The following is a 22,423-nucleotide window of genomic DNA, read 5'->3' as shown; positions in this document are numbered from 1 at the left end:
GCGATCGCTCACCGTCGGCGGTATGGTGGTGCTCCTGTCACGAGAGGGGCGAGCGAGCGATGAGTACGGCGGAGGAGACGACCGGCGGCGAAGTGGAGCCGTGGGAAGAGGTCACCCCTGACGCGGCCCGGCGGCTGCTCATCGCCGCCGTGGAGGCCTTCGCCGAGCGTGGCTACCACGCGACGACGACCCGGGACATCGCGGGCCGCGCCGGCATGAGCCCGGCCGCGCTCTACATCCACTACAAGACCAAGGAAGAGCTGCTCCACCGGATCAGCCGGATCGGCCACGACAAGGCCCTGGAGATCCTGCGCACGGCGGCCCGCCGCGAGGGCAGCGCCAGGGAGCGGCTGGCCGACGCCGTCGGCTCCTTCGTCCGCTGGCACGCGGGGCGGCGCACCACCGCGCGGGTCGTGCAGTACGAACTCGACGCCCTCGGCCCCGAGGCCCGCGCCGAGATCCTCGCGCTGCGCCAGCAGGTGGACGCCGAGGTGCGCGGGATCATCGAGGACGGCGTGGCCTCGGGCGAGTTCGACGTGCTCGACGTCAAGGGGACCACGCTCGCCGTGCTGTCGCTCTGCATCGACGTGGCCCGCTGGTTCAACGTGAACGGCTCGCGCACCCCCGAGGAGGTCGGCGCGCTCTACGCCGACCTCGTGCTGCGCATGGTCGGGGCGGACTAGAGGTAGTACCGGGCCACGGACTCCGCGACGCACACCGGCTTGTCGCCGCCCTCGCGCTCCACGGTGAACGCGACCGTCACCTGCACGCCGCCGGTGACGTCCTCGACGCCGGTGATCTTCGCGGTGGCACGCACCCGGGAGCCGACGGGGACGGGCGAGGGGAAGCGGACCTTGTTCGTCCCGTAGTTGACGCCCATCTTCACGCCCTCGACCTGGATGAGCTGCGGCCCGAAGAGCGGGATCAGTGACAGGGTGAGGTAACCGTGGGCGATGGTGGTCTTGAACGGTCCCGCGGCGGCCTTCTCCGGGTCCACGTGGATCCACTGGTGGTCCCCGGTCGCCTCGGCGAACAGGTCGATCCGCTTCTGGTCGATCTCCAGCCAGTCGGTGTGGCCCAGCTGCTCGCCCACGGCTGCCCGCAGCTCGTCGGGGGAGGTGAAGATCCTCGGTTCTGCCATGTTCCCGGCCCTCTCGCTCGTATCTCTAAGCAACTGCTTAGCATGGTCGGGTCGAGGGGCGATGTCAACGGACGGCGGGCCCTGGCGGAGCGAGTCGTCTCTGTAGGCTCTGAGGGGTGCCCCAGATTCCCGAGAAGATCCACGAGCTGACCGTCGGCCAGTTGTCCGCACGCAGCGGAGCCGCGGTGTCCGCCCTGCACTTCTACGAGTCCAAAGGCCTGATCTCCAGCCGGCGCACCCCCGGCAACCAGCGCCGGTACAGCCGTGACACCCTGCGCCGGGTCGCCTTCGTCCGCGCGGCCCAGCGGGTGGGGATCCCGCTCGCCACGATTCGCGACGCCCTGTCCGAACTGCCCGAGGAGCGCACGCCCACCAGGGAGGACTGGGCGCGGCTGTCGGAGCGGTGGCGCTCGGAACTGGAGGAGCGGATCCACCAGCTGAACCGTCTGCGCGACCACCTCACCGACTGCATCGGCTGTGGCTGCCTCTCCCTGGAGACGTGCGTACTGTCCAACCCGGACGACGTGTTCGGCGAGCGGCTGACGGGGTCGCGCCTCATGGCCGAGCGGCGCTGAGGGGTGCGGCCCGGACGGGCGACGGCTCGTCGCCGGGCGCGGGTGCGGGGGAGTCGCCCGCACAGCTCCCCGCACCCCTTCGGGGCGCCGCCGAGCCGCCGCACAGGTCGGCCGGTGGCCTACTCGTACTCGGTGCCCCCCTTGCGCGTCAGGTACGCCGGGCTCACCGCCTTGGCGATCGCCCGGCCCCCCGTCACCGCGCTGTACCGCTCCACCGCGGGCCGTATCACCACGCCCTCCCGCAGATGCAGCCCCCGCCCGGACACCGTCTCCCGCCCGCTGGTGAACTCCAGCACCCGCTCGACGGCGTACGGCCCGCAGTACAGCCGAGGCGCCAACGGCAGTTCGCCCTCCAGCAGTTCGGCCGCGTCGAGCCACCGCACCGCCCCGTCCACCTCCGCGGAGACGTCGAACGCCGCGTACCCCAGCGTGTCCCGCCGCCCGTCCGCGCCGTACGACAGGTCCTGCACGCCCGCGCCGTACACCTCCCCGAAGATGCCGACCCGCCGGGCACCGAGCCGCTCGCAGAGCCGCGCCGCGGCCTCGGCGACGCCGTGCCCGCGCACCGCCCGCCAGTACAGGTTCCGTGGATCCTCCCTCAGCGCCAGGGACTTGGCGCCGAAGCCCTTGGAGGAGACGTACACGCGCCCCTCGCCGGCGACATACGTCAGCAGGCAGGCCGAACCGTGCAGCTTCTCCGTGAGGACGACCGGTTCGCCCGGCGTGAAGATGTCCGGGTAGCGCTGGATGTTCTCGATGTCGACCCAGGGCAGCAGGTCCGGTGCCGGTTCCACGTCCCCGTTCATCGTCGGCGGAACCGGCGGCACCCACTTGGTGATGCCCAGCCGCTCGGCGAAGTCGGTCCCCTCCGCGGCCGCCCGCGCGAGGTCGACGTCCGCGAGCGCCTTCGGCCGGCACACGAGGCCCTGCGACAGCTCACCGCGCAGCCGCACCGCCTTGACCCGGTTGGACTCGCCGCCCGCCAGCCGCCCGGTCAGTCCCAGCTCCTCGATCAGCCCGGCCGGCAGGACCGCCTGCTCGGGGATGTAGACGGCGGCCTCGCCGGTGCGGTACGCGCCCTTGGCGACGACGGCCCGGTACAGGCCCACCTGGGCCAGCTCCAGCGCGTCGGCGTTCGGATGCTCGTGGACGGTCAGCACTTCGGCGGTGACCCGCAGTGTGGACATGGAACTCCCCGTTCACCAGTTCGGTTTCATCGCGTCCCACTGTCCGGACGTGAAAGGGGTGGAGCGAGCCGATTTCGGTCTGCTAATGTCGCGATCTTCGGCGGGCGGTGACGCTGCGCACGGAGTCACGACGGGACCGCTCCCTTGTCCTCCACCGCTCTTGCCGCCGCCCTGGCGGACATCGACACCGTCTTCGACGGCTTCGCGAACCCGCACGAGACCGGCTGCGGCTACTGCCACGCGCCCGAGGAGACCGCGTATCTGCGCACCCCGCACGTGCGCGTGCCCCTGGACGTCGTGAAGTACTACCTCTTCGAGGTGCCCGACCACTTCGACGACCACGAGAGCGCGATGCGCCGTCTGCTCCCGCAGGCCGCGCGGGCGCTGGCGGACGGCGCCCTCGGGACCATCGGCTTGGGATCGATCGGGCTGTCCCGGGTGGACTGGCGGTCCTGGCCCCCGCAGCAGGCCGCCGCGATCGACGCCTTCCTGCACGCCTGGTGGCAGCACGCCCTGACGCTGCCCACCCCGCCGACCGGCATCGACGAGATATTCGACACGTGCGTCACGGTCGCCCGGACCGTCACCCCCTTCCTGGACGGCTGGGGCCGCGGTCCCGTCGCCGACGCACACCTGGTGGACTGCGCCGACACCTGGCTGTACCACCTGATCCACGACGACTCCCCCTTCTCCTGGTGGTACGGGGACGGCGCGGAGGCAGGCGTCGCCGCGCTGCGCGCCTGGCTGTCCGGCCCGGGCGCCGCCCGCCTGCACGCCCTGGGCGAGCGCGACCTGGCCGCCCGCTGCGAGATCCTGGCCCTGCCCTACGAGGAGCGCCGGGACCACCCGTACTGGGCGAACGCCTCCCGCACCAGCTGAGCGTTGGACGCGGCCCGTCGGCCGTCCGGCAGCAGCAGGGTGTCCTCCAGGCCGATCCGGGTGGCCAGGCCCAGCCGGCCCGCCAGCCGGAGCACCGGCCAGGTGCCGCCCTCCTCGCCGTGCAGCAGCACCGGCCGGCCGTGTGCCGGGCCCAGCTCCGCCAGCAGCGCCCGCGCCGACGCCTCGGCGGTCGCCGGGTCCGGGTCGGTCACCTCGGCCAGCACGCGCAGCACCCTCGGCCCGAGCGGCGAGCCCGCGAAGCGCCCCGCTGCCCCGGTGCCCGACCAGATGCCCGCCTCCACGGCCACACCCCTGGCGAGCAGCTCCTCGGCGACCTCCTCGGCGCCCGGCTCGTGCCAGTTGACGGAGGCGAAGTCGGGCAGCACCGACCAGGCGCGCACCCGGTCGAGCCGGGCCGCCGGGTCGGGCTCGGCCCAGGCACCGGTGGTCACGCCGACCGGCACCTCCACCCGCGCCCGTATCGCCTCCAGCGCCGGGCCGAGGACGCGCGCGGAGAGACTGTCCCGCCCGCACGGCGACTTCGGATGGACATGCACGGAGGTGGCCCCGGCCGCCACCGCTTCGGCGGCCGAACGCGCCAGATCCTCGGGGGACATCGGGACGCCCGCGCCGTCGGCGGCCGAGCGGCACCCGTTCAGACACACCTGCACCATGATCCGATGGTGCCAGTCACCACCGACAACGGCCCCCGGGCTTCGCGAAAGGGGGCGCGGCATCCCCTGCGCACCCCCCGGTACCGGTACCGGCCCGCCGCTCGGGCCGCATCCGGTGACACCTGCACCGCTCAGGCCGACATCAACAGCCGTTCCCGCCGGGCGTACTCGAGGGCCCGCGCGCTGAGGACGGGCCGCGGCACCAGGATCCCGCAGTCCGTGCAGACCGGGCCGGACGACGGCTCGTGGTCCAGGCCGTGCTTCCAGACCAGCCGTTCCCCGCCGCAGACCGGGCACGACGAACCCGGCTCCCGCTCCAGCGCCGCGATCAGCCGGCGCAGCACCTCCGCCAGCGGCTCCTCGGGATGCACCCGCGGGTCGTCGCACCAGGCGACCCCGAACCCGCCCCAGGTCAGCCGGTGCCAGTCGTCCACACTGCCCGGCCGGCGCAGCCCGTCGTGCTTCTCCTTCCTGCGTCGCTCGGTGAAGTCGGTCTCGTAGGCGAGCCAGACGTCACGAGCCTCCTCCAGCTCCTCCAGTGCGGCCACGAGCCGCGCCGGATCGGGGGAGCGGTCCTCGGGACCGAAACCCGCCCGCGAGCACAGGTGGTCCCAGGTCGCCCGATGCCCGTAAGGGGCGAACTTCTCCAGGCACTTGCGCAGCGAGTACCGCCGCAGTGCCAGATCACAGTGCGGATCGCGTACCTGTCTTGCCAGACTCCGGAAACCGGCCATCGCCCTGCACCTCCGTCACACCTGCACCTGTACTTCGGTCACCTCGGCGTCGTCGCGCGGACGTCGCCGAATAGACGTATCGACAGGCGATTCGGCTCCATCTCTTCTCCAGATCTCCTTGCGGACTCCGGAACGTGACGCATGTTCATCTTTGAACGGGGGGATACCGGCGGTAACGTCCGGTCACCCCTGTCGCTAGGAGCTGCCATGCCACGGCGAACCCCACGTATCACCCTTGACAGACAGAGAACGTCCCGCCGTCTCCCCGGGTTCCTGAAGACCGCGTCGGTATGCGTCCTCGTCGCCGGTCTTCTCTCCCCGCTCACCCGGGCCGCGGTGGCGGCGCCCGGCGCCACGGCCGCCAACGACTACTGCGGCGGCCAGTGTTCCGACATCCTGCCGCCCGGCGAGAACGGCAACGCGACGCTCGCCCAGATCCTGCTCAACCAGGCCTTCGGCACCCAGCCCGCGCACGCCGAGGACCAGCTCGGCCCCTACGCCAACCTGGCCACCGGCTACAAGGGCCTGACCGACGCCACGATCAACTCCTTCTTCAACGACTCCTCGTTCGGCGTCCCCGCCGACCAGGTCGCCTCCACCGAGAAGCCGGCCGGCCGCGGTGACGTGACGATCGTCCGCGACAAGAAGACCGGTGTGCCGCACATCACAGGAACCACCCGCTACGGCACCGAGTTCGGCGCCGGATTCGCGGCCGCCGAGGACCGGCTGTGGCTGATGGACGTCTTCCGGCACGTGGGCCGCGGCCGGCTGACCTCCTTCGCCGGCGGCGCCCCCGCCAACCAGGGCCTGGAGCAGCAGTTCTACCGCAGCGCCCCCTACACCGAGGCCGACCTCCAGGCGCAGATCGACAACGCGGTCGCCAAGGCCGGCGCCCGTGGCCAGCAGGCCCTCGCCGACGTCAAGGCCTACATCGACGGCGTCAACGCCTACATCGACGCCTCCGACCGCGGCCGCTACTTCCCCGGCGAGTACGTCCTGACCGGCCACAAGGACTCGATCACCAACGCCGGCACCATAGAACACTTCAAGGTCACCGACCTGGTGGCGCTGGCCTCCGTGATCGGCTCGCTGTTCGGCTCCGGCGGGGGCGGGGAGGTGAACAACGCCCTCTCACTGCTGGCCGCCCAGGCCGAGTACGGAGTCGAGGAGGGCACCCGGGTCTGGGAGTCCTTCCGCGAACGCAACGACCCCGAGGCGGTGCTCACCGTCCACAACGGCGAGAGCTTCCCCTACGGCGCCAGACCCGCCGACGCCCAGGGCGAGGCCCTGCCCGACGCCGGCTCGGTCACCGAGGAACCGCTCGTCCACGACCGCACCGGCAGCGCCGGCAGCGCGGCCGCGAGGAGCGCCGCCGCCACCGCCGCGAAGACCGCCCTCGGCTCCGCGCGACGCGGCATGTCCAACGCCCTCGTGGTGAGCGGCAAGTACACCGCGAGCGGCCACCCGATCGCCGTCTTCGGACCGCAGACCGGCTACTTCGCCCCGCAGCTGCTCATGCTCCAGGAGATCCAGGGCCCCGGCATCAGCGCCCGCGGAGCCTCCTTCGCGGGCCTGAGCATGTACGTCGAACTCGGCCGCGGCCAGGACTACTCCTGGAGCGCCACCACGTCCGGCCAGGACATCATCGACACCTACGCGGTCGAGCTGTGCCAGGACGACTACCACTACCTGTACCACGGCACCTGCACGGCGATGGAGAAGATCGAGCAGAAGAACGCCTGGAAGCCGACCACCGCCGACGGCACCGCCGAGGGGTCGTACACCATGCGCGTGTGGCGGACCAGGTACGGGCCGGTGGAGTACCGGGCGACCGTCGGCGGCAAGAAGGTCGCCTACACCACCCTGCGCTCCTCCTACCTGCACGAGGCCGACTCGATCATCGGCTTCCAGATGCTGAACGACCCCGACTACGTCAAGGGCCCGGAGGACTTCCAGAGCGCGGCGCAGCACATCAACTACACCTTCAACTGGTTCTACGCCGACTCCCGGCACACCGCCTACTACAACAGCGGTGACAACCCGGTCCGGGCCGGCGGGGTCGACACCGAGTTCCCCGTGTGGGCGCAGCCGGCGTACGAGTGGCGGAACTGGGACCCGGCCACCAACACCGCCGACTACACCCCGGCCTCCGCGCACCCCAACTCCGTCGACCAGGACTACTACGTCTCCTGGAACAACAAGCAGGCCGAGGACTACACGACCGCGTCCTGGGGCGACGGCTCGGTCCACCGCGGGAACCTGCTGGACGACCGGGTCAAGAAGCTGGTCGCGGCGGGCGGGGTGACCCGTACCAAGCTCGTGCAGGCCATGGCGGACGCGGGTCTCGCCGACCTGCGCGCCGAGGACGTGCTGCCGAAGCTGCTCAAGGTGGTCGACTCCTCGCCGGTGACCGACTCCACGGCCGCCGCGGCGGTGGGCCGGCTCCGGGCATGGGTGACCGCGGGCGCCAAGCGCACGGAGACGTCGGCCGGTTCGAAGACCTACGCCTACGCCGACGCGATCCGCATCCTGGACGCCTGGTGGCCGCTGCTGGTCAAGGCGGAGTTCCAGCCGGGGCTCGGCGACGGCCTGTACACCGCGATCACCAACAACCTGCCGGTCGACGAGGCGCCGTCCGCCGGCCACGGCCCGACCGGCTCGCACGCCGGCAGCGCCTTCCAGTACGGCTGGTGGAGCTACGTCGACAAGGACATCCGGTCGGTGCTCGGCGAGTCCGTCCAGGGGCCGCTCGCCCGGAAGTACTGCGGCGACGGGAGCCTCACCGCCTGCCGGGACATCCTGATCGGCACCCTGAAGCAGGCGGCCGGACTGACCGCCGCGCAGGTCTACCCGGGCGACGAACAGTGCTCGGCAGGCGACCAGTGGTGCGCCGACTCGATCGTCCAGCGCACCCTGGGCGGCATCAAGCACGGCAAGATCGGCTGGCAGAACCGACCGACGTTCCAGCAGGTCGTGGAGTACACGTCCCACCGGTGAGCACGGGCGTGCCAACGGGCGTCGGCAAACAGCTGTGGGCCGACGCCCGTTGGCCAACGCCGGTTCACCGCCGAGGTCGACGCCGGGAGGTCAACGTGTGTTGGCTGTCGACCGGAAGGCCAACACCGGTAGGCCAACACCGGTAGGCCAACACCGGTAGGCCAACACCGGTGGGCCAACGCGGGTAGACCAACTGCCGTTGACCGCGCGTCAGGTGATCCCGCCCGCCGCCAGGACCAGCCGCGCCAGTTCGGGGTGCACGATGTCGCCGTGTGCCCCGGACGGCGCGCCTCCGCGTCGGACGACGGCCGCCGCGTCCACGTTCACACAGCCGGACGCGGGCAGCGCGCCGCCGAGGGCCGCCGCCAGGTCCAGCCGGGCGGTGTCCGGCACGGCCTGCACCCCGTCGTGCCCCATGGCCCCCCAGCGCGGCCCGAGCACGGCCGCGATCTCGCTGCCCGCGCACGCGCGGTCGTCCCCGGCGAGCCGGGAGGCCAGCGGGTAGAACGTGCCGAGGGCCGCGTCGAAGTGCGAGTAGCAGCACACCAGCGGTCCGTCGACGTACCGCTGCCGGCCCTTGAGCGCCCCGGACCGGTCCGGGGCGTGCGGCAGCCGGTCCGCGAACGCGTAGTGCGAGAAGGCCCCCTGGAACAGGGTCACCGACTTCACCGTGCTCACGCCCGCGGGCAGCCCGCGCAGCGCGAATGCCACCAGCCGGCCGCCGAAGCTGTGCCCGGCCAGGTGCACCCGCACCCCCGGCGCCACCCCGGCCAGCTGCCCGAGGACCGGCCCGAGCCCCCGCTCGCCGACCGTCCCGGCCCGCCGTTTCATCCGGTAGTACGTCGCCTGCCGCAGCAGCTCCTTCGCTCCGTCCCAGGGATTCGGCAGGCTGAATCCCGCCCCGCCGCCCTCCGGTCCCAGCGCGGCCAGGGCCTCGGCGAACTGCTCGCACACGGTCACCGGATCCCCGCCGAACATGGCCGGTTCGCCCTCCTCGTCCGTGTCGGCCACGTCCGGCCGTCCGTCCGGGTCCAGCAGCAGCCGCACCAGCCGTCCGAACTCGGTCAGCCCCTGAGCGCCGCCGGGCCGTTCGTCCAGCATCCGGGCCAGCTGGTCCAGCACGGGCGCCCGGCCCGGAAAGGTCTCCAGCAGGGCGCGCCGGGTGTCCTTGTCCAGTGCCGGGCGCGGTGCCGCCTCCGCCTCCACGGCCGCCACGGACCTCGGGAAGTCCGGGATCGGTTCGTCGCTGAACCGCATCGACGGCCAGATCACGCCGACGTACCCGAGCCGCGCCTTCGGGGCCAGCTTCGGGATCGGGGCGAAGAAACGGCGGTACAGGGCGGTCGCGCCCGAACGGTCGTTGTTCCAGCCGTGCGAGAAGACGATCAGGTCGCGGACGCCGTGCTCCGCGACCTGCGCCAGCAGCCGGTCGCGTTCGGGGCCGTCCGGGTCCCCGTCCGCGTCGAAGGTCAGCTCCCAGTAGGGAGTCACGCTCATCCCAGCATCCGCCATACCAGGCTCCCTCGGCCCCCGAGTCACGGTGCGAAACGGTGCGCTTCGCGCGTATCGTCCTGCGCGGACGCGGGATTGGCCATACCGCGCGACTCACTCGTAGAGGAGATATTCCTTTCGAATCCGCCGGAACGCGGCGAGCTCCTCCTGCCAGGCGCCCGTGACCTCGTCCGTGCCGGCGCCCGCGTCGATCATCGTGCGCACCCTGGCGGAGCCGGTGAGCTTGTCGATCCAGTTGTCGGACCGCCAGGCGAAGCCGCTCCACACCTTCCGGGCCGTCACCAGCAGCGCGATCCCGGTGCGCACGGGGTCGTAGGCGGCCCGGTCGGTCAGGTGGATCTGCACCCCGCCGACGGTCCTGCCCTGGAACTTGGAGAACGTGGGCGTGAAGTACGCCTCCCGGAACCGCACGCCCGGGAGCCCCAGTTCGTTCGCGGCGGCGGCCCAGCGCCCGTCGACGCCCTCGGCACCGAGGAGTTCGAAGGGCCGGGTCGTGCCGCGCCCCTCGGAGAGGTTGGTGCCCTCGAACATGCAGGTGCCGGAGTACACCAGCGCGGTGTCCGGGGTGGGCATGTTCGGGCTCGGCGGCACCCAGGGCAGGCCGGAGGCGTCGTAGAACCGGGAGCGTCTCCAGCCCGTCATGCGTACGGTCTCCAGGGGGACCGGCGTGGTCAGGAACTCCCCGTTGAACAGGCGGGCCAGCTCCGCGACGGTCATCCCGTGCGCCTGCGCGATCGGCTGGCGGCCGACGAAGGTGGCGAACTCCTTGTGCAGGACCGGGCCGAGGGCCTCGCGGCCGGTCACCGGGTTGGGGCGGTCCAGGACGACGAAGCGCCTGCCGGCGAGCTGGGCCGCCTCCATGCAGTCGTAGAGGGTCCAGATGTAGGTGTAGAAGCGGGCGCCGACGTCCTGGATGTCGAAGACGACGGTGTCGACGCCGGAGGCGGTGAAGATGTCGGCGAGCGGCCGGCCGCTCTTGAGGTACGTGTCGTACACCGGGAGGCCGGTGGCGGGGTCGTCGTAGCGGCCCTCGGAACCGCCGGCCTGGGCGGTGCCGCGGAAGCCGTGCTCCGGGCCGAAGACGGCCGTCAGCTCGACGCGGGGGTCCTGGTGCATGACGTCGACGACGTGCCGGGCGTCCGTGGTGATGCCGGTGGGGTTGGTGACGATGCCGACGCGCTGGCCGCCGAGTACCGAGTAGCCGGCGGCTGCGAGTCTTTCGAAGCCGGTGCGGAGGTGCTCGCGGTGCGGCACCCGCGACGGCAGGGCTGTCATCGTGGTCGATGCGAGGAGGGTCCGTCGGGACAGGGGCATGGGGTCCTCCGGTGAGTGGACACGTGCGGACCGTGCGTGGTTCTCGCGCAACGCGCGGCGGAGCCGCCTGTCGGCAACCCGCGCCCCTAGAGGTTGGTGCAGTGACCCTTTCCTTTACACATACCGACTGGTTAGTCTGGACCGTCCAGAGCCGATGCGCGCCGCGCGAAAGTCGTGTCGAAGGAGACCGATGGTGGAAGCCGTGCAGGATGCGGGAGTGGTCGTCACCGGAGCCGGCGGCGGGATCGGGGCCGCGCTGGCCCGGCGGTTCGCCGCCGCGGGGGCCCGGGTCGTGGTGAACGACCTCGATGCCCGGAAGGCCGAGGCGGTGGCCGACGAGATCGGCGGGACCGCCGTGCCCGGCGACGCCTCCACGATCGTCGCCGCGGCCCGCGACGCGCTCGGCGGCACGGTGGACGTCTACTGCGCCAACGCGGGCGTCGCCTTCGAGGACGGCGACCTCGACGGCCCGCTGGACGAGAAGACGTGGGCGACGTCCTGGGACGTCAACCTGATGGCCCACGTCCGCGCGGCCCACGCGCTGCTGCCCGGCTGGCTGGAGCGGGGCAATGGACGGTTCGTCTCCACCGTCTCCGCCGCCGGACTGCTGACGATGATCGGCGCACCCTCCTACAGCGTGACCAAGCACGGCGCCTACGCGTTCGCCGAGTGGCTGTCCCTGACGTACCGCCACCGGGGGATCAAGGTGCACGCCATCTGCCCGCAGGGCGTCCGCACCGACATGCTGGCCGCCACCGGCAGCGCGGGCGACCTGGTGCTCCAGCCCACCGCGATCGAGCCGGCGGCCGTGGCCGACGCGCTGTTCCAGGGCATCGAGGAGGACCGCTTCCTGATCCTGCCGCACCCCGAGGTCGCCGGCTTCTACCAGGGGCGGGCCGGTGAGCCGGACCGCTGGCTCGCCACCATGAACCACATCCAGCAGAAATGGGAGGCCGCCCGGTGACCGCATCGCCCTACGCCGCCCGCCCCTGGCTCGCGCTGCTCGACGAGGCCCAGCGCGCCCCGCTCGACCCCGCCGACTCGCTCGTGCACGCCCTGCGCGGCGCCGTCGCCGAGGCCCCCGACCGCACCTTCCTCGCCTACTTCGACGCCCGGCTCGGCTACCGCGAGGTGGACGAGCTGAGCGACGGCGTGGCCGCCCACCTCGCCGCGCGCGGGCTGGAGCGCGGCGACCGGGTGGCCGTCCTGCTGCAGAACTCCCCGCACTTCGTACTGGCCGTGCTCGGCGCCTGGAAGGCGGGCGCGACCGTCGTCCCGGTCAATCCCATGTACAAGTCGGCCGAGGTGGCGCACGTCCTGCGGGACGGCGAGGTGACCGCGCTGATCTGCTCCGACCGGGCCTGGGAGGCGTACCTGCGGGAGACGGCCGCCGGTTCGCCGGTGCGGATCGCGCTCACCGCGTGCGAGCGGGACTTCCAGACGCGCGACGACCCGCGCGTGCTGGCCTTCGAGCGGCTGCCCCAGGCCCCGGACGCCGACGACCTGGTGACGGTTGCCCGGCAGGGCGGCCGGGCCCCCGAGGGCCGCCTCCCGCGCCCGGACGACATCGCCCTGATCAGCTACACCTCGGGCACCAGCGGCACCCCCAAGGGCGCCACCAACACGCACGCCAACATCATGTACAACGCCGAGCGGCAGGCCACCAGCCTCGGCCTGCCCGCGGCACCCGGGTACTACGCGCTCGCACCGCTGTTCCACATCACCGGCATGGTCTGCCAGTTCGGCGCCTGTCTGAGCAGCGCGGGCACCCTGGTGCTCACCTACCGCTTCGAGCCCGGCGTCGTCCTCGACGCCTTCGCCGAGCACCGCCCGCACTACACCGTCGGCCCGTCCACCGCCTACATGGCGCTCGCCGCCCACCCGGACGTCCGCCGCGAGCACTTCGCCTCCCTCGTGAACCTGTCCTCGGGCGGCGCCCCCGTGCCGCCGGCCCTGGTGGAGACGTTCCGGGAGCGCTTCGGACCGTACATCCGCGTCGGCTACGGCCTGACCGAGTGCACCGGCCCCTGCGCCTGCGTGCCACCCGGCCTGGAGGCGCCCGTGGACCCGGTCTCCGGGACGCTCTCCGTGGGCCTGCCCGGCGCCGACACCGTCGTGCGGATCCTGGACGAGCAGGGCGCGGAGGTGCCGTTCGGCGAGCAGGGCGAGATCGTCGTCCGCGGACCGCAGGTGGTGCCCGGCTACTGGCGGCGCCCGGACGCCACCGCCGAGACCTTCCCGGACGGCGAGCTGCGCACCGGCGACATCGGGTTCATGGACGAGCAGGGCTGGCTGTACGTCGTGGACCGCAAGAAGGACATGATCAACGCGTCCGGCTTCAAGGTGTGGCCGCGCGAGGTCGAGGACGTCCTCTACACGCATCCGGCGGTGCGTGAAGCGGCCGTCGTCGGGGTCCCGGACGGGTACCGTGGCGAGACCGTCAAGGCCTATATCAGCCTCCGTCCAGGGGCCGAGGCGGACCCGGACGAACTCGCGGTGTACTGCAAGGAGAGACTGGCCGCCTACAAGTACCCGCGGCAGGTGGAGGTCCTGCCCGACTTGCCCAAGACGGTGAGTGGGAAGATCCTCCGGCGGGAACTGCGTTCCCGCACCGGACGCGACTAGCAGCAGACACGATCAGCACAACGGGAAAGGCAGGTGGCGGCAGTGCCCAGGACGACGGACGGAGACGGCACGCCCGTCCCGCAGCGGCTGCTGGCCGCCGCCACCCGGCTCTTCGCCGAGCAGGGCTACGACCGCACCTCCGTGCAGGAGATCGTGGAGGCGGCCGGCGTCACCAAAGGGGCGCTGTACCACTACTTCGGTTCCAAGGACGACCTGCTGCACGAGGTGTACGCGCGCGTGCTGCGCCTCCAGCAGGAGCGGCTGGACACCTTCGCGGGCGCCGACGAGCCCGTGGAGAAGCGGCTCAGAGACGCGGCGGCGGACGTCGTCGTCACGACGATCGAGAACCTCGACGACGCGATGATCTTCTTCCGGTCCATGCACCACCTGAGCCCGGAGAAGAACAAGCAGGTCCGCGCCGAGCGCCGGCGCTACCACGAGCGCTTCCGCGCGCTGATCGAGGAGGGCCAGAAGGCCGGCGTCTTCTCCACGGCCACCCCGGCCGACCTGATCGTGGACTACCACTTCGGCTCCGTCCACCACCTGTCGACCTGGTACCGCCCCGACGGCCCCCTGAGCCCCCAGGAGGTGGCCGACCACCTCGCCGACCTGCTGCTGCGGGCCCTGCGCCCCTAGTCCGCGGGCCGGCCGGCTAGCCGATGATCTCCTTGAAGAACAGCACGGCGGAGCCGGCCGCGCCGCCGCCCACGCTCACCGCGACCCGCCACGGGTTGCCGGCCAACGCCGCCAGCACGGTGGCTCCGGCCCCGGCCAGGGCGGCCAGCAGGAGCCCGTCCCGGTCGGGCCGCGAACGCCCCCGCGGCGGCCAGGCCGGCCCGCACCACTCCCACCAGCTGCTCCCAGTCGCACCACCGGGTGCGGTACAGCACCGCCACCCCGGTCTCCTCGGCGGCCGAACGCAGGGCACGGGCGGACTGTTCGGTGCGCTCGGGTCCCAGCACCACACCGCCGGCCCCGGCGGCACCGGCCCGCCGCACGACGTCCAGGGCCTGGGCCGAACCGGGATCGACGCCGAACGCGAGCAGCAGCACCCGCGGCCTGATGTCGGGGTCCAGCACACACCGGGCCCGCGCTCAACGGCGCACGCGGGCGGCGAGGGGGAGAGGGCCGGTGCGGTGACCTGACCGCACCGGCCCGGGCGTCACAGGTACTGCTTCAGCTCCCGGCGGGCCAGCGACCGCTGGTGGACCTCGTCCGGGCCGTCGGCGAGCATCAGCGTGCGGGCGCTCGCGTACAGCTCGGCCAGCGGGAAGTCCTGGCTCACCCCGCCCGCGCCGTGCAGCTGGATCGCGCGGTCCAGGATGCCGACCACCGCGCGCGGGGTCGCGATCTTGATGGCCTGGATCTCGGTGTGGGCGCCCTTGTTGCCGACGGTGTCCATCAGCCAGGCCGTCTTCAGCACCAGCAGCCGCAGCTGCTCGACGGTGACCCGGGCGTCGGCGATCCAGTTCTGGACGACGCCCTGCTGGGCCAGCACCTTGCCGAACGCGGTACGGCTCACGGCCCGCCGGCACATCAGCTCGATCGCCCGCTCGGCCATGCCGATCAGCCGCATGCAGTGGTGGATCCGGCCGGGGCCGAGCCGGGCCTGGGCGATGGCGAAGCCGCCGCCCTCCTCGCCGACGAGGTTCGCCACCGGCACGCGCGCGTGGTCGAAGACCACCTCGGCGTGGCCGCCGTGCGAGTGGTCCTCGTAGCCGAAGACCTGCATGGCCCGTTCGACCGTGACGCCGGGGGTGTCACGCGGGACCAGGACCATGGACTGCTGGCGGCGGATGTCGGCGCCGTCCGGGTCGGTCTTGCCCATCACGATGAAGATCTTGCAGTCCGGGTTCATCGCCCCGGAGATGTACCACTTGCGGCCGGTGATGACGTACTCGTCACCGTCCCGCTCGATGTGGGTGGTGATGTTGGTGGCGTCCGACGAGGCCACCTCCGGCTCGGTCATCGCGAACGCCGAGCGGATCTCGCCGGCCAGCAGCGGCTCCAGCCACTGCTTCTTCTGCTCCTCGGTGCCGAACTGCGCCAGCACCTCCATGTTCCCGGTGTCGGGCGCGGCGCAGTTGGTCGCGGTGGGCGCGAGGTGCGGGGAGCGGCCGGTGATCTCGGCGAGCGGGGCGTACTGGAGGTTGGTGAGCCCGGCGCCGTGCTCGGCGTCGGGGAGGAAGAGGTTCCACAGGCCCTGCCTGCGGGCCTCGGCCTTCAGCTCCTCGACCACGGCCGGGGTGTCCCAGGGCGAGGCGAGCGCGGCCCGCTGCTCCTCGGCGACCGGCTCGGCCGGGTAGACGTACTCGTCCATGAAGGCGAGGAGCTTGGCGCGCAGTTCCTCGGTGCGCGCGTCGAACGCGAAGTCCATGCCGGTCAGCCTTCCTGGAGAGTGGTCAGTCCGTTGTCGATGAAGACGGGAACGAGGTCGCCGATGAGCTCGAAGCCGCGGCCGACCGTCTGGCCGAGCGTGTACCGGTAGTGGATGCCCTCCAGGATCACGGCGAGCTTGAACCAGGCGAACGCCGTGTACCAGGAGACGGCCGAGACGTCCCGGCCGGAGCCCGCCGCGTACCGCTCGATCAGCTCCCGCGGGTCGGGGTGGCCCGGTGCCTCGGCGGTGGTGGAGACGGGGGAGTTCGGCATCCCGAGCGGCCGGCTGTACATCACCAGCAGGCCCAGGTCGGTCAGCGGGTCGCCGAGCGTGGACATCTCCCAGTCGAGGATCGCCTTGATCCGGTCGTCGTCCCCGATCAGGACGTTGTCGAGCCGGTAGTCGCCGTGGACGACCGCCGGGGCGGGGGAGCGGGGCAGTTCACGGCCGAGGGCCGCGTGCAGCTCGTCGATGCCCGGCAGGTCGCGGTTGCGGGAGGCGTCCAACTGCTTGCCCCAGCGGCGCAGTTGCCGGTCCAGGAAGCCCTCGGGGCGGCCGAAGTCCGCCAGGCCCACCGCGGCCGGATCCACCGCGTGCAGCTCGACCAGCGTGTCCACCAGGGACAGCACCGCGTTCCGGGTGCGCTCCGGGCCGAGCGGGGCGAGCTGGTCGGCGGTGCGGTACGGGGTGCCCGCCACGAACTCCATCAGGTAGAACGGAGCACCGAGCACCTCCTCGTCCTCGCACAGCAGCACCGGGCGGGGCACCGGCACCTGCGTCGGGTACAGGGCGCTGATGACCCGGTGTTCGCGCTTCATGTCGTGCGCGGTGGCCAGCACATGACCGAGCGGAGGCCGGCGGACGACCCACTTCGAGGTGCCGTCGGAGAGCGCGTAGGTGAGGTTCGACCGTCCGCCCTCGATGAGCCGTCCGGTCAGCGGACCGCTCACCAGACCGGGGCGCTCGCGGTCGAGCAGGGCGCGCAGCCGGTCGAGGTCGAGTCCGGGCGGGTGGTCGGCGCTCATTCATCACTCCTACCAACGGGTGAACAAGAACAGGACTCATGATGCCGACCGGTCGGTATGTCGTCCAGTGCGGGAGCCGAACCCGGTGTGAAACGTGACCGGAGCCACGATAGGACGGCGGTCCCCCGGTGCGCTGCCCTGGAGGCCGTCGCGCTCTGTCCGCGGGGGCCGGCGGCGGTCCCCGGGGCCCGCGCGGTGCCGGTGCAGGCGGCCGCGGTGGGTGCCGTTCCCCTTCGTGGGTACGGGGGACGGCGGCCGAAAGACTGCCACACGAAAGCCGCGTACCGGGGCATCCCGGTTGCGTGGCGCACGAGTACCCCGGAGGGTCGAGGGCATGAAGGGCATCAGCTACCGCCGATACGGCGGACCCGAGGTGCTGGAGTACGGCGAGCTGCGCGACCCCAAGGTCGGCCCCGACCAGGTTCTGGTGAAGGTGCGCGCGGCGGCCGTCAACCCCGTCGACTGGAAGTGCCGCGAGGGATATCTGGACCCGGTCCTGGACGCCGTCTTCCCGGTGATCCCGGGGTGGGACGTCAGCGGGGTGGTCGTGCAGCCCGGTGCCGCGGTCACCGAGTTCGCCGTCGGCGACGAGGTCATCGGCTACGTCCGCGAGGACTTCCTCTCCCGGGGCACGTTCGCCGAGTACGTCGCCGCGCCCGTGCGCACCCTGGCCCGCAAGCCGCGCAGGCTGTCCTTCGAGGAGGCCGCCGGGCTGCCGCTGGCCGGACTCACCGCCTACCAGGTGCTGGTCAAGGCGCTGGAGGTGAAGCGGGGCGAGACCGTCCTGGTGCACGCGGCGGCCGGCGGGGTCGGCTCGCTAGCCGTCCAGCTCGCCGCCCACCTCGGGGCCCGGGTGATCGGCACGGCCGGCGAGCGGCACCACGACCACGTCCGTGCCCTGGGCGGCGAGCCGGTGGCCTACGGCGACGGCCTGGCGGAACGGGTGCGCGGGCTCGCCCCCGAAGGGGTGGAGGCGGTCTTCGACACCATCGGCGGCGACACGCTGAAGACCTCGGCCAACCTCATCGCCCCGGAGGGCCGGCTGGCCTCGATCGCCGACCCCGAGGTGGTGGCCTACGGCGGCCGCTACTGCTTCGTCCGCCCGGACGCCGAGGACCTGCGGCACCTGTCGCACCTGGCGGACCAAGGAGTGGTCACCGTCCACGTCCAGCAGACCTTCCCGCTGACCCGCACCGCCGACGCCCACCGTCTGAGCCAGGAGGGCCACACCCGCGGAAAGATCGTGGTGACGGTGGAAGGGGAGACGGACGAAGGCGCCGGCTAGCGCCGTGGCCGGAAAGGTCTGCGGACGGCTCGCGGGGTCCGGTGCGGCGCATCGCACGGCGGAGCACCACCCGCCTACGGGACGTACCCGGGCGATGCGAGGACACGGCGAGGTGCCGAGCCGCGCGTCGTGAGCCGGTGAGCCTGTTCCGCTCGCGGTACCGGACCATCGCGCCTGCGCCGCCGTGCCTACACCACCAGCGCGGCAGCGCACGCGGCCATCGCCACCGCGCACAGCACCGCCGCCGTCGCGTGGCGGGGGGTGAGGGCGGGCGGTGGGGTGCCGGCGGACAGGGCGCGGATGCGGTGGTGGGCCACGGCGAGGAAGCCCAGCCACAGCCCGCAGCACAGCGCGCCCAGGAGGATGCCGGTGGCCGAGGCGCCGCCGTGCAGGGCCGTCTTGACGCCGAGTACGGCGACCACCGCACCGGACAGGGTCGTACGCCGCCAGGCCAGCCGCGTCCGCTCGGGCTGCAACCCGGGATCCCGGCCCGCCGTGCCCGCGTCCTCCGGACCCGCGTCGCCCGGACCCGCGTCGCCCGTGCCCGCGTCGTCCGTGCCCGCGTCGTCCGGGCCCGCGTCGTCCGGGCTTCCTTCGCCCGAACCCGCGTCGCCCGGGCCCCCGTCGTCCGGACCCCCATCACCCGGACCCGCGTCGCCCGGACCCGCGTCACCCGGGCCCGCGTCGCCCGGACCCGCGTCGCCCGGGCTTCCGTCGCCCGAACCCGCGTCACCCGGGCCCGCGTCACCCGGGCCCGCGTCGCCCGGGCTTCCGTCGCCCGAACCCGCGTCACCCGGGCCCGCGTCGCCCGAACCCGCGTCGCCCGTGCCCCCGTCGCCCGAACCCGGCCGTGGCGTCATCCCTCCCACCCGGCCAGTACGACCACGACCATCGCGACGGCCACCACCGCCACGACCAGGCTCAGCAGGGCCGGGAAGCGGGAGGCGGGCAGGTCGTCCCCGCGGCGCATCGCCCGCTCGCAGCGCACCCAGTGGTTCACCGCGCGCAGGGAGCACAGCACGCCGGCCGCGAGCAGCGCGAGCGCGAGCCCGGCCCGCCACGCCCAGCGCAGGTCCGGCAGGAACTGGTCCACCGCGAATCCGCCGCCGATCAGCGCCAGCGCGGTACGCAGCCAGGCCAGGAAGGTGCGCTCGTTGGCCAGCGAGAACCGGTAGTCGGGCGTGCCGCCCTCGGCCCGCACCCGCTCCGGCGCGAACCACAACCGGATGTTCCGTACGAATTCGCTCACGCGGCCGACCCTACCCGGCGGTCACCGGGCCGCCCGGAACGCCCGCAGCCGCTCGTACGCGGCCAGCCCGTCCGGCACCCACTCCCACGTGCCGAGCCGCCGCTCGACCTCCTCCTCCGGCAGGAAGGCGTGCCACTGGACCTCTTCCGCCTGCGGCTGCACGGGCGGTTCGCAGCGCACCTCGTACACCGCCGACCACCAGCTCCGCCCGGCGCCGTCGTCGTACAGGAACTTGAAGAGGAAGACCGGCTGCGGCAGCCCGCGCACCCCCAGTTCCTCCTCGGCCTCCCGCAGCGCCGCCTCGTCGTAGGACTCGCCGGCGCCGACGACCCCGCCGACGAACATGTCGTACAGGGAGGGGAACACCAGCTTCGTCGCGGTGCGCCGGTGCACGAAGAGCCGGCCCTCCGCGTCGCGGGCCTGGACGAACACGCAGCGGTGCCGCAGCCCGCGCGCGTAGGCCTCGGCGCGTGGGGACTGCGCGACGACCCGGTCGTGCTCGTCGACGATGTCGAGGATCTCGTCAGCAGGGTTCATGCCCGTATCCAAGCAGGGCGGACTCGGCTCCAGGCGGGGCGGGCTCAGCGTCGCTGGAGGTGCCCGGCCCGGTGCTCCTGCTCGACGGCTCCGCACGGCATCGCCGGATGCAGTCCGAGCAGCACGATGCCCGCCACCACGGCCGCGAGCCCGGCCGCCTCCCAGGCCAGTGCCCCGGTGTCGGTGCGCAGCCGGTCGCCGAGGAAGCCCACCCCGCACAGGATCCCGGCGAGCGGCTCGGCCGCCGTGAGCGCGGGCAGCGACATGCGCAGCGGGGCCGTCTCGAACGCGCTCTGCACCAGGACCAGCCCGGTGACCCCGCACGCCACCACCCCGTACGGCTGCCAGCCGGTGAGCAGCTCGGCGAAGCCGCCGTCCGAGAAGCGGACGCCGCTCACCCGGGTCAGCGCGTCCTGGACGCCGTACAGCAGCCCGGCCGCCAGGGCCAGCAGTACCGGTCCCCAGCTCAGCCGGGAGCGGGTGGCGTACGCCGTGAGGATGAGAGCCGTTCCGGTCACGGCCCCGATGATCAGCCAGTGCCGCAGCGGATCGGCGACGGCCGCACCGCCGTGCGGCTCGCCGGCCACGATGAACGCGCTGACCCCGCCCGCGAGCAGCAGCAGACCGGCCCAGCCCTGGCGGCCCAGGGCCTGCTTGGTCCGGTACCGGGACAGGGCGAGGGCGAACAGCAGATTGGTGGCGAGCAGCGGCTCGACCAGGGAGATCTCGCCCCTGCCCAGGGCGACCGCGCCGAGCACCATGCCGGCCACCATCAGCCCGAGCCCGCCGAGCCAGCGCGGGACCCGCACCAGGTCGAGCAGCAGCCGGAAGGAGAGGAAGTCGTTCAGTGGCGCCTTCTGCGCCGCGTCCTGCTGGAGAACGAATCCGAAGCCCAGACAGCAGGCCGCGCTTACGGCGAGAAGGAGAACCAGAACCGACACGCTGTGTACCTCGATCATCCGGCCGGACCACGGGCGCGTAGTGGCCGACTGTAGCGCTCCCGGGCGGCGGTGCCCCGGAAGTGCCCGGAACCGGGCGGTTGACTCGCCATGCTCCGCAACCGGAGGGCGCGGCGCCATGGCGTACGCCACAGAAGCCGGGGCGGACGGCCCGGAACGCGATGGCATAGGCCACAGGAAAATTCCGTTGGGCGGCCGCCCGGGACGCCGCCCACCTGCACCGGAGCGACCAAGTCCGGTACCGCAGCAGGAAGTTGAAGTCGGAAACAGTGGGGTTCCGCTTGACGCGACCCCAGGCTGGGGGTTTGCTGTGCGTGATCGGTCGATGGCAGCCCGAGAAACAGGAAGCCCCGCGGTGCCCCCTCTCCCGCCTCTGCTCGGCGCTCGCCGGGACCCCACGGAACCGTCCGGCGCGACCGCCCAGGACGACTCCGGAGCCTTCGACGCCGCCCTCGACGACGCCGAGCTGCGCACCGCCCGGGCCGCCCTGGCCCAGGGCCGGCGGCAGGCCGCCCGCTCCCTGCTGGTGCACACCGGCGACGACTGGGACCGCCGCGGCCACCGCCTCTGGGTGCTCGCCCAGGACCCGTACGCCGCCGCCTGGGCGAGCGACTGGCTGGCCGCCGAGCCCGGTTCCGCCGACGCCGCCGCGCTGCTCGCCCTGGCCCTGGTCCACCGGGCCCTGCGCGGCAAGGAGGAACCCGGCCGGGCCCGCGAGGCCTGCGACACCGCCGCCGCGCTCGCCCCCGCCGACCCGACCCCCTGGCTCGGCCGGCTGCTGCTCGCGTGCGGCCGCGGCCCCGAGCGCGAGGTGCTCGGCGCCTTCGGTGAACTGAGCCGCCGGCACCCCGAGCACCACCACGGCCACCACCTGCTGATCGCACGCCTCGCGGAGCGGCCGGCGGGCGGCCGGGGAGCGGAGGCCCACGAGGTCTACGACCTCGCCGAACTGGCCGCCGCCGAGGCCCCCGCCGACTCCCCGCTGGCCGTCCTGCCGGTCGTCGCCTACGCCGAGCGCTACCGGGTCCTGGCCGCCACCGGCCTGGCCCCGGCCGACCCCGCCGCCTCCGGGCACTGGTCCGGCCCCCGCGCCCGGCGCGTCCTGCGCGCCTGCTTCGACTGGTGGCTGGAGTGGGAGCACGACGAGCACCCGCGCCGCCACATCGACCTCAACCACCTCGCCTTCGCCCTGACCTGCGCCGGCCGCCCCGCCGAGGCGGCGGCCCTGTTCCAGCGCATCGGCGAGCACGCCACCCCGGCACCCTGGTCCTACGCGCACCCCGATCCCCGGGCCGCCTTCCACGCGGCCCGCACCCGTGCGCTCGGGCAGTGAGAAACATCCGCCTGTCC

Annotated in this window: 21 protein-coding genes; 9 read left to right on the top strand and 12 right to left on the bottom strand. The window is 72.9% G+C overall.

Going from position 1 to position 22,423, the window contains the following annotated elements; genetic code table 11:
* Nucleotides 1-59: 59 nt before the first annotated feature.
* Nucleotides 60-683, top strand: a complete 624-nt coding sequence (locus tag S1361_RS09420; RefSeq protein ID WP_208031388.1) for a TetR/AcrR family transcriptional regulator — start codon at nt 60-62, stop codon at nt 681-683.
* On the opposite strand, the gene S1361_RS09415 is transcribed toward S1361_RS09420, so the two are convergent.
* Nucleotides 680-1,141: a MaoC family dehydratase gene (locus S1361_RS09415; RefSeq protein ID WP_208031387.1), complete on the bottom strand. Its 462-nt coding sequence runs from the start codon at nt 1,139-1,141 to the stop codon at nt 680-682. The two genes, S1361_RS09420 and S1361_RS09415, sit on opposite strands and share 4 nt — an antisense overlap.
* Nucleotides 1,142-1,257: 116 nt before the next feature.
* Between S1361_RS09415 and soxR the strand changes: the two genes are divergently transcribed.
* Complete coding sequence (gene soxR, locus S1361_RS09410; protein ID WP_208031386.1) at nt 1,258-1,716, top strand: redox-sensitive transcriptional activator SoxR; 459 nt, start codon at nt 1,258-1,260, stop codon at nt 1,714-1,716.
* Nucleotides 1,717-1,835: 119 nt separating this feature from the next.
* On the opposite strand, the gene S1361_RS09405 is transcribed toward soxR, so the two are convergent.
* Nucleotides 1,836-2,903: an RNA ligase (ATP) gene (locus tag S1361_RS09405; protein WP_208031385.1), complete on the bottom strand. Its 1,068-nt coding sequence runs from the start codon at nt 2,901-2,903 to the stop codon at nt 1,836-1,838.
* 144 nt (nt 2,904-3,047) lie between these two features.
* Here S1361_RS09405 and S1361_RS09400 point away from each other — a divergent pair, with 144 nt between their 5' ends.
* A complete protein-coding gene (locus S1361_RS09400; RefSeq protein ID WP_208031384.1) occupies nt 3,048-3,782 on the top strand; it encodes a hypothetical protein in 735 nt (244 codons plus the stop codon).
* Here the strand turns inward: S1361_RS09400 and S1361_RS09395 are convergent.
* Together S1361_RS09395 and S1361_RS09390 are read right to left on the bottom strand one after the other, a co-directional pair.
* Nucleotides 3,728-4,456 carry a 3-keto-5-aminohexanoate cleavage protein gene (locus S1361_RS09395; RefSeq protein ID WP_208031383.1) on the bottom strand — a complete coding sequence of 243 codons (729 nt, stop codon included), beginning with the start codon at nt 4,454-4,456 and terminating at the stop codon, nt 3,728-3,730. The two genes, S1361_RS09400 and S1361_RS09395, sit on opposite strands and share 55 nt — an antisense overlap.
* Before the next feature lie 131 nt (nt 4,457-4,587).
* Nucleotides 4,588-5,190, bottom strand: coding sequence for a hypothetical protein (locus tag S1361_RS09390; RefSeq protein WP_208031382.1), 603 nt, complete (start codon nt 5,188-5,190; stop codon nt 4,588-4,590).
* Between the two features lie 207 nt (nt 5,191-5,397).
* Here S1361_RS09390 and S1361_RS09385 point away from each other — a divergent pair, with 207 nt between their 5' ends.
* Nucleotides 5,398-8,187: a penicillin acylase family protein gene (locus S1361_RS09385; RefSeq protein WP_208031381.1), complete on the top strand. Its 2,790-nt coding sequence runs from the start codon at nt 5,398-5,400 to the stop codon at nt 8,185-8,187.
* A gap of 210 nt (nt 8,188-8,397) precedes the next feature.
* On the opposite strand, the gene S1361_RS09380 is transcribed toward S1361_RS09385, so the two are convergent.
* The gene (locus S1361_RS09380; protein ID WP_208031380.1) at nt 8,398-9,699 is read right to left on the bottom strand and encodes a serine-threonine protein kinase; all 1,302 of its coding nucleotides are present in this window, start codon (nt 9,697-9,699) and stop codon (nt 8,398-8,400) included.
* 93 nt (nt 9,700-9,792) lie between these two features.
* A complete protein-coding gene (locus S1361_RS09375; RefSeq protein WP_208031379.1) occupies nt 9,793-11,013 on the bottom strand; it encodes an exo-beta-N-acetylmuramidase NamZ family protein in 1,221 nt (406 codons plus the stop codon).
* 190 nt (nt 11,014-11,203) lie between these two features.
* On the opposite strand from S1361_RS09375, the gene S1361_RS09370 reads away from it, so the two are divergent.
* The 3 genes from S1361_RS09370 to S1361_RS09360 are packed head-to-tail and all read left to right on the top strand — an operon-like array spanning nt 11,204 to nt 14,274.
* Nucleotides 11,204-11,977: an SDR family oxidoreductase gene (locus S1361_RS09370; RefSeq protein WP_208031378.1), complete on the top strand. Its 774-nt coding sequence runs from the start codon at nt 11,204-11,206 to the stop codon at nt 11,975-11,977.
* Complete coding sequence (locus S1361_RS09365) at nt 11,974-13,638, top strand: class I adenylate-forming enzyme family protein (RefSeq protein WP_208031377.1); 1,665 nt, start codon at nt 11,974-11,976, stop codon at nt 13,636-13,638. The genes S1361_RS09370 and S1361_RS09365 overlap by 4 nt, the downstream gene beginning before the upstream one ends.
* Nucleotides 13,639-13,680: 42 nt before the next feature.
* Nucleotides 13,681-14,274, top strand: a complete 594-nt coding sequence (locus tag S1361_RS09360) for a TetR/AcrR family transcriptional regulator (RefSeq protein ID WP_189985827.1) — start codon at nt 13,681-13,683, stop codon at nt 14,272-14,274.
* A gap of 526 nt (nt 14,275-14,800) precedes the next feature.
* On the opposite strand, the gene S1361_RS09355 is transcribed toward S1361_RS09360, so the two are convergent.
* Complete coding sequence (locus tag S1361_RS09355; RefSeq protein WP_208031376.1) at nt 14,801-16,015, bottom strand: acyl-CoA dehydrogenase; 1,215 nt, start codon at nt 16,013-16,015, stop codon at nt 14,801-14,803.
* Between the two features lie 5 nt (nt 16,016-16,020).
* Nucleotides 16,021-17,043 carry a phosphotransferase family protein gene (locus S1361_RS09350; protein WP_208031375.1) on the bottom strand — a complete coding sequence of 341 codons (1,023 nt, stop codon included), beginning with the start codon at nt 17,041-17,043 and terminating at the stop codon, nt 16,021-16,023.
* Nucleotides 17,044-17,377: 334 nt separating this feature from the next.
* On the opposite strand from S1361_RS09350, the gene S1361_RS09345 reads away from it, so the two are divergent.
* Complete coding sequence (locus S1361_RS09345) at nt 17,378-18,328, top strand: NADP-dependent oxidoreductase (RefSeq protein ID WP_208031374.1); 951 nt, start codon at nt 17,378-17,380, stop codon at nt 18,326-18,328.
* Between the two features lie 188 nt (nt 18,329-18,516).
* On the opposite strand, the gene S1361_RS09340 is transcribed toward S1361_RS09345, so the two are convergent.
* The 4 genes from S1361_RS09340 to S1361_RS09325 form a co-directional block, all read right to left on the bottom strand.
* Nucleotides 18,517-18,804 (bottom strand): DUF202 domain-containing protein, encoded by a 288-nt coding sequence (locus S1361_RS09340; protein WP_208036531.1) that lies wholly within the window; start codon nt 18,802-18,804, stop codon nt 18,517-18,519.
* A 380-nt stretch (nt 18,805-19,184) separates the two neighbouring features.
* The gene (locus tag S1361_RS09335) at nt 19,185-19,577 is read right to left on the bottom strand and encodes a YidH family protein (RefSeq protein WP_208031373.1); all 393 of its coding nucleotides are present in this window, start codon (nt 19,575-19,577) and stop codon (nt 19,185-19,187) included.
* A gap of 21 nt (nt 19,578-19,598) precedes the next feature.
* Nucleotides 19,599-20,114 carry an NUDIX hydrolase gene (locus S1361_RS09330; protein ID WP_208031372.1) on the bottom strand — a complete coding sequence of 172 codons (516 nt, stop codon included), beginning with the start codon at nt 20,112-20,114 and terminating at the stop codon, nt 19,599-19,601.
* A 44-nt stretch (nt 20,115-20,158) separates the two neighbouring features.
* Nucleotides 20,159-21,073, bottom strand: coding sequence for a DMT family transporter (locus S1361_RS09325; RefSeq protein ID WP_208031371.1), 915 nt, complete (start codon nt 21,071-21,073; stop codon nt 20,159-20,161).
* Between the two features lie 355 nt (nt 21,074-21,428).
* On the opposite strand from S1361_RS09325, the gene S1361_RS09320 reads away from it, so the two are divergent.
* Entirely contained in the window at nt 21,429-22,406 is a 978-nt protein-coding gene (locus tag S1361_RS09320) for a hypothetical protein (RefSeq protein ID WP_208031370.1), read from the top strand.
* Nucleotides 22,407-22,423 lie beyond the last annotated feature (17 nt).

The organism is Streptomyces cyanogenus (assembly GCF_017526105.1).
In the GTDB taxonomy this organism is placed as follows: domain Bacteria; phylum Actinomycetota; class Actinomycetes; order Streptomycetales; family Streptomycetaceae; genus Streptomyces; species Streptomyces cyanogenus.
Note: the sequence above shows the minus strand (reverse complement) of the source record. Positions and strands in the feature narration are given on the sequence as shown.